The organism is Streptomyces sp. NPDC055189 (genome assembly GCF_053606765.1).
Genome location: NZ_JBSGSG010000167.1, coordinates 1 through 7031 on the forward strand (window position 1 = coordinate 1; position 7031 = coordinate 7031).

A 7031-nucleotide genomic window follows, 5' to 3' on the forward strand; every position below is an offset into this window, starting at 1 on the left:
GGCTGGGAATCCAGCCCGTCCGGCGATTGAGGACATCTTGTAAGGGGGTCCAGGGGGCGGAGCCCCATGGTTTCGGGAAGGGGTGGGATTGGGGAGAGCCCCGCAGGGACCGCCCGAGCCTCAGCCCCGCACCGGGGTGACCAGAGGAGCCCCCGTCCGCGGATGCGGAAAGACCTCCACCGGCTGCCGGTAGACCTCGCTCAGGAGCTCCCCGGTGAACACCTCCCCCGGAGCCCCCTCCGCGGCAACGCCCCCGCCCCGCAACACCGCGACCCGATCCGCGTACGCCGCCGCAAGCCCCAGATCATGCAGGACCACCACCACCGCGTCCCCCGCGGCAGCCCGCTCCCGGCAGATCCGCAGGACCAACTCCTGGTGGCGGAGGTCGAGCGCCGCGGTCGGCTCGTCGAGCAGGAGCAGCGGTGCCCGCTGGGCAAGGACACGGGCCAGCGCAACCCGGGCCCGCTCGCCGCCACTCAGCGCGGAGAAGGGACGGGCGGCGAACTCGACGACCTCCGTCGCGTCCATCGCCTCCCGCACGACGCGGTCGTCGTCCTCCTCAAGGACCGTCCCGGCCCACGGAGCGCGCCCCATCCGTACGACGTCCTCCACGGCGAAGGGGAAGGACAGCGAGGCCGCCTGCGGCAACACCGCCCGGCGAAGGGCGAGTTCACGCGCGGGCCACTGTGCGACGCCCCGCCCGCAGACCCGTACGACCCCCTCGTCGGCCGCAAGGTCCGCGGCCAGCGCGGCGAGCAGCGTCGACTTCCCCGCCCCGTTCGGCCCGACCAGGGCAAGCACCTCTCCCGCACGGGCGGTGACGGACACCCCCGAGAGCACCTCACGCCCCCCGAGCCGCACCACGAGCCCCGACGCCTCGGCCAGCGCGTCACCCGGAGCGAAGGACTCCGGCACCGCGAGCCCGCGCCCCGACGCGAACAGCCGCCCGGCGATCCGCCCGATCATGCCCAACCCCCTTGCTTACGACGGGTCCTGCGCAGCAGCCAGAAGAAGAACGGGCTCCCGAAGAGCGCGGTGAGCACCCCCAGCGGCAGCTCCGCGGGCGCCGCCACCGTTCGCGCCGCGAGATCCGCCCCGACAAGCACGACCGCCCCGCCAAGGGCGCTGCCCGGCACGAGGAAGCGGTGCCCCGGCCCCGCCGCCATCCGCAGCAGATGCGGGACGAGGAGACCGACGAACGTGATGATCCCGGCGACGGCCACCGCGGCGGCGGTCAGCAGCGCCACCACCAGAACAAGGACGAGCCGCAGCCGTTCGACGTCGACCCCGAGATGCCGCGCGGGCCGCTCGCCGAGCGCGAGGAGGTCCAACTTCCGTGCGTACAGCGGCGCCACGGCCAGACCGGCCACTGCGCACGGAAGGACCGCGAGCACCTTCGGCCAGGTCGCACCGGAGAGCGAGCCGAGCTGCCAGAAGGTGATCTGGGTGATCTGCGCGTTGTCCGCGAAGAAGATGCAGAGCCCGATCAGCGCCCCCGCGAACGCGTTCACCGCGATGCCGGTGAGGATCAGCGTGACGACTTCCGTGCGGCCTCCGTTGCGCGAGAGGACGTACACGAGGAGAACGGTCGCGAGCCCGGCGACGAACGCGCAGACCGTCACGGTCCAGTTCCCGAAGAAGCTCAGGCCCAGCGCGATCGACGCCACCGCGCCGACGGCCGCGCCCGCCGAGATCCCGATGACGCCGGGCTCGGCGAGCGGATTGCCGAACACGCCCTGCATGAGCGCGCCCGCGCAGCCCAGCGACCCCCCGACGAGCAGCGCGAGCGTCACGCGCGGCAGCCGCACGTTCCACAGGACGCTCTCGCCGACCCGGTCGAGCGCGCTCCCGCCGAGCCCGATCCGGTGCTGCACGGAACTGAGCACGTCCCCGAGCGGGATGTCGTACGCGCCGATGCCTGCGGAGAGAAGGCAGAGGAGGACGAGGGCGGCCGTGAGCCCGGCGGTCAGGGAAGCGGTCGCGCCCCGGCGGCGGGCCCGCGGCGCCGCCGGCTCCCCGGTGGCGGACCCGGAGTCCGCCTGCTTGGTCAGCACGGTCACTTCCCGCTCCCGTACAACTGCTCCACGAGGGACTTCAGGACCTGGTCCGTGCGCGGCCCGTAGTTCAGGAGCACTCCGTCGTCGATCGAGACGATGCGGCGGTCGAGACCGGCCGGGGTCTCCGCGACGCCTGGGATCTTCAGCAGGCCGTCAACGCCGTCCACCGATTCGAGTCCCTTGGACATCACCAGGATCGCGTCCGGCGCCGCCTTGGCGAGCGCCTCACTCGTGATCGCCGTGAAGTCCTTCTTCAGGCCCGACGCCTTGCCCGCGTCGACCGCCCCTGCCGCCTCGAGGAGCGAGCCCGCGCCGGACTCGCGCCCGCCGAGCAGATAGACGGAGGCGGAGCCGCGCAGGTAGAGGAAGGCGACGCGGGGCTTCTCGGTGCGGGCGGCGGCCGGGATGGCCTTGCGTACCTTCGCGATGCGTTCCTGCGTACGGGACTTGAGCTCGTCGCCCGACTTGGCGACCCCCAGCGTCTTTGCCACCGCGTCGATCCGGGGGCCCACGTCGTCGAGGCTCTTCGCCGGGTCGAACACGACGAGCGGGATGCCCGCGTCACGGATCTGGTCGATGGCCTCCGCGGGCCCCGTCGAGGTGTCGGCGAGGACGACCGTCGGCTTCAGGGACAGGACGCTCTCCGCCGACACGTCGTGCGCACGCGTCACCACCGGCAGCTTCGCCGCCTGCTGGAAGGTCGCGGTGATGTCGCGGGCCACGACGTTCTTGCCGAGCCCGAGGGTGAAGACGATCTCGCTGAGGCTGCCGGTGAGCGGCACGATCCGGCTCGTGTCCTCGACGGTGACCTTCTTGCCGTCGGCCGACGTGACGGTGGCGGGGAGCACGGGGCCGGGGCGGGACTCCAGCGGCTCGACCCGGTCGGGCGCGGAGGCCGCGGCCTTCGCCTTCGGGGAGGCCCCGCCGCCGTCGTCCGACGATGATCCGCAGCCCGTGAGGGCCAGGGCGAGAACGGCGGTCCACGCGCCGGCCATACGGAGTGAGCGCGGCATACGCACCGAAGTCCACCGTCCTGTCGTGCTGTTGCTGAGGGCGCTGGGGGTTCCAGCCGGAGTGATCGTAGTTTAGGTTAGCCTTACCTCATTAGCCACATCTGGAGGGGTCCCATGTCGTCGTCAAGACAGGCGCGAGCCATCGCCCGCGGCTCAGCCGTGGCCGTGCTCACCGCACTCGTCGGAGCGCTGCTCCCGGCGGGCGCCGCGCACGCCGAGGACCGCACGGTCCAGGGCGGACGGCTCGACTGGGGCATCAAATCCTCGTTCCAGAGCTACGTCACCGGGCCCATAGCCCAGGGGAGTTCGACCTTGCAGGGCGGCGCCGCCACGGTCGGCGGCAGCCAGTTCCGGTTCCATTCGGCGAAGGGTTCGTACGACCCGGACAGCGGGGCCTTCAGTGCCGGGTTCTCCGGCGGTGTGCACTTCCTCGGGCACAAGAAGGGCGGCTCGTACGAGCTCGACCTCACCATCAGCCGCCCCACCGTCAAGATCTCCGGCGGCTCCGGCACGCTCTACGCCGACATGGTCAGCAAGGAGAAGGGCACGGGCAAGGTCACGACCACGGCCCAGGTGCCGCTCGCGAACCTCGGCATGTCCGGCATCAACATGAAGGGCGGATCGGGACCGATCGCCCTCAACAACCTTCCCGCGACGCTCACTTCCCAGGGCGCGAAGGCCTTCGCCGGGTACTACACGGCGGGCACCGAGCTGGACCGGGTGAGCCTGTCGACGGACCTCGTGGCGAAGGCCGGCTCCGGCAAACCCTCGAAGGAGCCGTCGCCGAAGCCGTCGAAGTCCTCGGACTCCGGTAAGAAGGCGAAGGCGGGCCGGATCGAGGACGCGGCCGTCGACTGGGGCGTGCGCCGCACCTTCCGGGAGTACGTCACCGGCTCCATCGCCAAGGGCGAGTGGAAACTGTCGGCAGGGGCGAAGGACGGCGGCGCGCTCTTCCGCTTCCCCGAGGGCGAGGGGACGTACGACAAGAAGAAGCAGACCCTCGACGCGGACTTCGCGGGCACGGTGCGCTTCACCGGCGAACACGGCCTCGACCTCGCGCTGAGCAAGGTCGCCGTCGAGGTGAAGGACGGCAAGGGCACGCTCCTAGCGGACGTCGACAGCAAGGGCGACAAGGGCGTCACGCTGAAGAAGGCCCCGCTGATCAATTTCGCGGCCAAGGAACTGAAGCCCGAGGACGGGCTCGTCTCCCTCACCGAGGTGCCGTCGAAGCTCACCGCCGACGGCTCCAAGGCGTTCGGCGGCATGTACAAGGCGGGCTCCGACATGGACCCGCTCTCCCTCGCCGTCGCCCTCGACGCCGACGCGAAACTGCCCGCCCTGCCGGACCTCGGCTCGTCCGCGAGCCCGACGCCGAAGGCGAAGAAGGCCGCAGAGCCGAAGACCGAGAACGCCGCCGACTCGTCCGAATCCTCGTCGGCCGCCGTGCCGATCGGCATCGGCGCGGGCGTGGCGGTGCTGCTGGCCGCGGCGGTCACGTTCGGGGTCGTACGCAAGAAGCGGGCGGCGACGGCCCCTTCCGGTGCCGCATCGGATTCCTGACTTTCTCTCCCTCCCCGCTCATCCACTTTTCTTTCGTACCTCTCCAAGGAGAAGCCTGACCATGGCCGCCAACCGTCGTCCCATAACCCTCGCGGCAGCCGTCGCGACCGCCGTCACACTCGGCGCGACCGCCCTGACCCTGCCTGCGCTCGCCGCCGACAGCGATGCCGCCGCTGCGGCGCCGCCGAAGCTGGAGCTCAAGGACGGCAAGCTGGACTGGGGCCTCAAGGAGTCCTTCCGCAAGTACGTCACGGGCATCGCCGCGGGCAAGATCGAGGCCACGGACGGCGCCAAGCAGGCGGCCGACAACGGGGTGTTCACCTTCACCGACGGCAAGGGGACGTACGACACCGGGACGCACGCCACCGACACCGCCTTCAAGGGCAGCGTCCGTTTCGTCTCCACGGCCCACCGCTTCGACATCAAGGTCGGCGACGTCAAGGTCCGCACCGAGGGCACGGGCGGCGCCATCCAGGCCGACGTCACCCTCAACGGCGCCACCCAGAACGACATCGACCTCGCCAAGCTCGACCTGACCGGAATCAGGCCGGGCCAGGGCGAGGGCGGCGCGATGACCTTCAAGGACATCCCGGCGACGCTGACGGCGGACGGCGCCAAGGCCTTCAACGGCATGTACAAGGAGGGCGAGAAGCTCGACCCGGCCACGCTCACGGTGACGGCCGGCGCTCCCGTGACCGAGAAGCCCACCGAGACGCCCAAGCCGACGGACAAGCCCACCAAGACCCCGAAGCCGACCGACAAGCCCACCAAGACCCCTAAGCCCACGGCCGAGCCCACCACGACGCCGAAGCCGAGCAGCACCGCCGACGCCGACAAGCCCGCGGGCGAGGTCCACGACGGCTCGCTCGCCTGGGGCGTGAAGGAGAGCTTCCGCCGCTACATCGAGTCCGGCGGCGGCGCCACGCTCTCCGGCGGCGCCGAGAAGAACGACAACGGCTACGACTTCCCGTACGCCGATGGCGAGGTGGACAGCGACGCGAAGAAGCTGACCGCGTCCTTCGGCGGCGCCGTCCGCTTCGAGTACAAGGCGCACGGCATCGACATGAAGTTCAGCGACATCAAGGTGGCGGCGAACGGCACCAAGGGCACGCTGAGCGTGGACGTCACCACGCCCAAGGGCACCAACAACGACGTGAAGTTCGCGACGCTCGACCTCTCCAAGGCGTCGTACGCGGCGAAGGACGATGTCGTCGTGCTCGACAAGGTGCCGGCGGCGTTCACCGCGGCGGGCGCGAAGCAGTTCGAGAGCGAGGACGCGCCGTCCTCTTACAAGGAGGGCGACGCGATCGACCCCGTGACGGTGGCGCTCTCGGTCGCCGAGGGCGCGGAGCTGCCGAGCGGCAGCGGCGGTTCGACGGGCGGCTCCACCGGCGGTACCGCCAACGGGGGTTCGTCCGACCTCGGCAGTGGCTCGGTCGGCGGGGGTACGGGGGGCTCGATGGCCGCCACCGGTGCTTCCGTGCCGACGGGGGCGCTGCTCGGGACCGCGGGGGCGATCATCGCCGCGGGCGCGGGTGCGGTCTTCGTGGCCCGGCGCCGCACTTCCTGAGGCTGGTTGTCCGCAGGATGCTTGAATGCCCGGGTGACGGAACTACTGGACAGCCTTGACGTCCTGCGGGTCTTCTGCGGGCCCGACGGTCGGCACGGCAACGAGTTGGGTGTCGTGCGCGACGGGGCCCGCGTGCCCGGGCGGGGCGAGCGGCAGGAGATGGCCGCGAAGCTCGGCTTCAGCGAGACGGTGTTCGTCGATGACCCCGAGCGCGGGGTCATCGACATTTACACCCCTACGCTGCGGCTGCCCTTCGCCGGGCACCCCTGCGTGGGTACGTCCTGGCTTCTGGATGTGCCTGAACTGGTCACTCCCGCGGGAGTGGTGCAGGCCCGCCAGGACGGGGAGTTCAACTGGATCGTGGCGCGGCCCGAGTGGGCTCCGGGGCGGACGCTGCGCGCTTACGGCACTCCGGCCGAGGTGGACGCCCTCGCGGTGCCCCCGCCGGGGGAGTGGGTGTACGCGTGGGCCTGGGAGGACGAGGCCGCGGGGCGGGTGCGGGCGCGGGGCTTTCCCGGACGCGACGACGGCATCCGGGAGGACGAGGCCACGGGGGCGGCGGCGTTGCTCCTGACGGAGCGGCTCGGGCGGGCGCTCAACATCACGCAGGGGCGCGGGTCGCAGATCCTCACGGCGCCGGCGCCGGGGGGATTGATCGAGGTGGGCGGCCGGGTCCGGCTGACGGGGGTCTGAGTCTCTTCCCGCCTCCGGCGGATTTGTCCCCCACCCCGCCCCTTCCCGAAAACCCGCTCGGCGCGGGGGCCTTGGTGGACGTCATCACCGGCTTCGCCGAGTTCGTCCTCAAACGCCGGACGGGCTGAACATTTCAGC

The 7031-nt window shown here is 71.4% G+C and carries 6 protein-coding genes; 3 read left to right on the plus strand and 3 right to left on the minus strand.

What is annotated here, in order from left to right:
• Nucleotides 1–120: 120 nt before the first annotated feature.
• From ACWFR3_RS46270 to ACWFR3_RS46280, 3 genes are read right to left on the minus strand one after another with little or no spacing between them, the layout of a single operon-like run.
• Nucleotides 121–966, minus strand: a complete 846-nt coding sequence (locus ACWFR3_RS46270; protein WP_453740744.1) for a heme ABC transporter ATP-binding protein — start codon at nucleotides 964–966, stop codon at nucleotides 121–123.
• Nucleotides 963–2051, minus strand: a complete 1089-nt coding sequence (locus ACWFR3_RS46275) for a FecCD family ABC transporter permease (protein WP_453740748.1) — start codon at nucleotides 2049–2051, stop codon at nucleotides 963–965. Before ACWFR3_RS46275 ends, ACWFR3_RS46270 begins: the two co-directional genes overlap by 4 nt.
• A 5-nt stretch (nucleotides 2052–2056) precedes the next feature.
• The gene (locus tag ACWFR3_RS46280; protein WP_453740745.1) at nucleotides 2057–3070 is read right to left on the minus strand and encodes a heme/hemin ABC transporter substrate-binding protein; all 1014 of its coding nucleotides are present in this window, start codon (nucleotides 3068–3070) and stop codon (nucleotides 2057–2059) included.
• 114 nt (nucleotides 3071–3184) lie between these two features.
• On the opposite strand from ACWFR3_RS46280, the gene ACWFR3_RS46285 reads away from it, so the two are divergent.
• From ACWFR3_RS46285 to ACWFR3_RS46295, 3 genes are all read left to right on the plus strand, one after another.
• Nucleotides 3185–4630: an HtaA domain-containing protein gene (locus ACWFR3_RS46285; RefSeq protein ID WP_453740746.1), complete on the plus strand. Its 1446-nt coding sequence runs from the start codon at nucleotides 3185–3187 to the stop codon at nucleotides 4628–4630.
• A 61-nt stretch (nucleotides 4631–4691) separates the two neighbouring features.
• Entirely contained in the window at nucleotides 4692–6200 is a 1509-nt protein-coding gene (locus tag ACWFR3_RS46290) for an HtaA domain-containing protein (protein WP_453740747.1), read from the plus strand.
• A 45-nt stretch (nucleotides 6201–6245) separates the two neighbouring features.
• Entirely contained in the window at nucleotides 6246–6893 is a 648-nt protein-coding gene (locus ACWFR3_RS46295; RefSeq protein ID WP_453740749.1) for a PhzF family phenazine biosynthesis protein, read from the plus strand.
• Nucleotides 6894–7031: the final 138 nt, after the last annotated feature.

What these genes read in the sequence shown, in the direction of transcription:
- ACWFR3_RS46285 (WP_453740746.1), top strand. Translation starts at nt 3,185, where the DNA reads ATGTCGTCGTCAAGACAGGCGCGAGCCATCGCCCGCGGCTCAGCCGTG.
- ACWFR3_RS46280 (WP_453740745.1), bottom strand. Translation starts at nt 3,070, where the DNA reads ATGCCGCGCTCACTCCGTATGGCCGGCGCGTGGACCGCCGTTCTCGCC.
- ACWFR3_RS46270 (WP_453740744.1), bottom strand. Translation starts at nt 966, where the DNA reads ATGATCGGGCGGATCGCCGGGCGGCTGTTCGCGTCGGGGCGCGGGCTC.
- ACWFR3_RS46290 (WP_453740747.1), top strand. Translation starts at nt 4,692, where the DNA reads ATGGCCGCCAACCGTCGTCCCATAACCCTCGCGGCAGCCGTCGCGACC.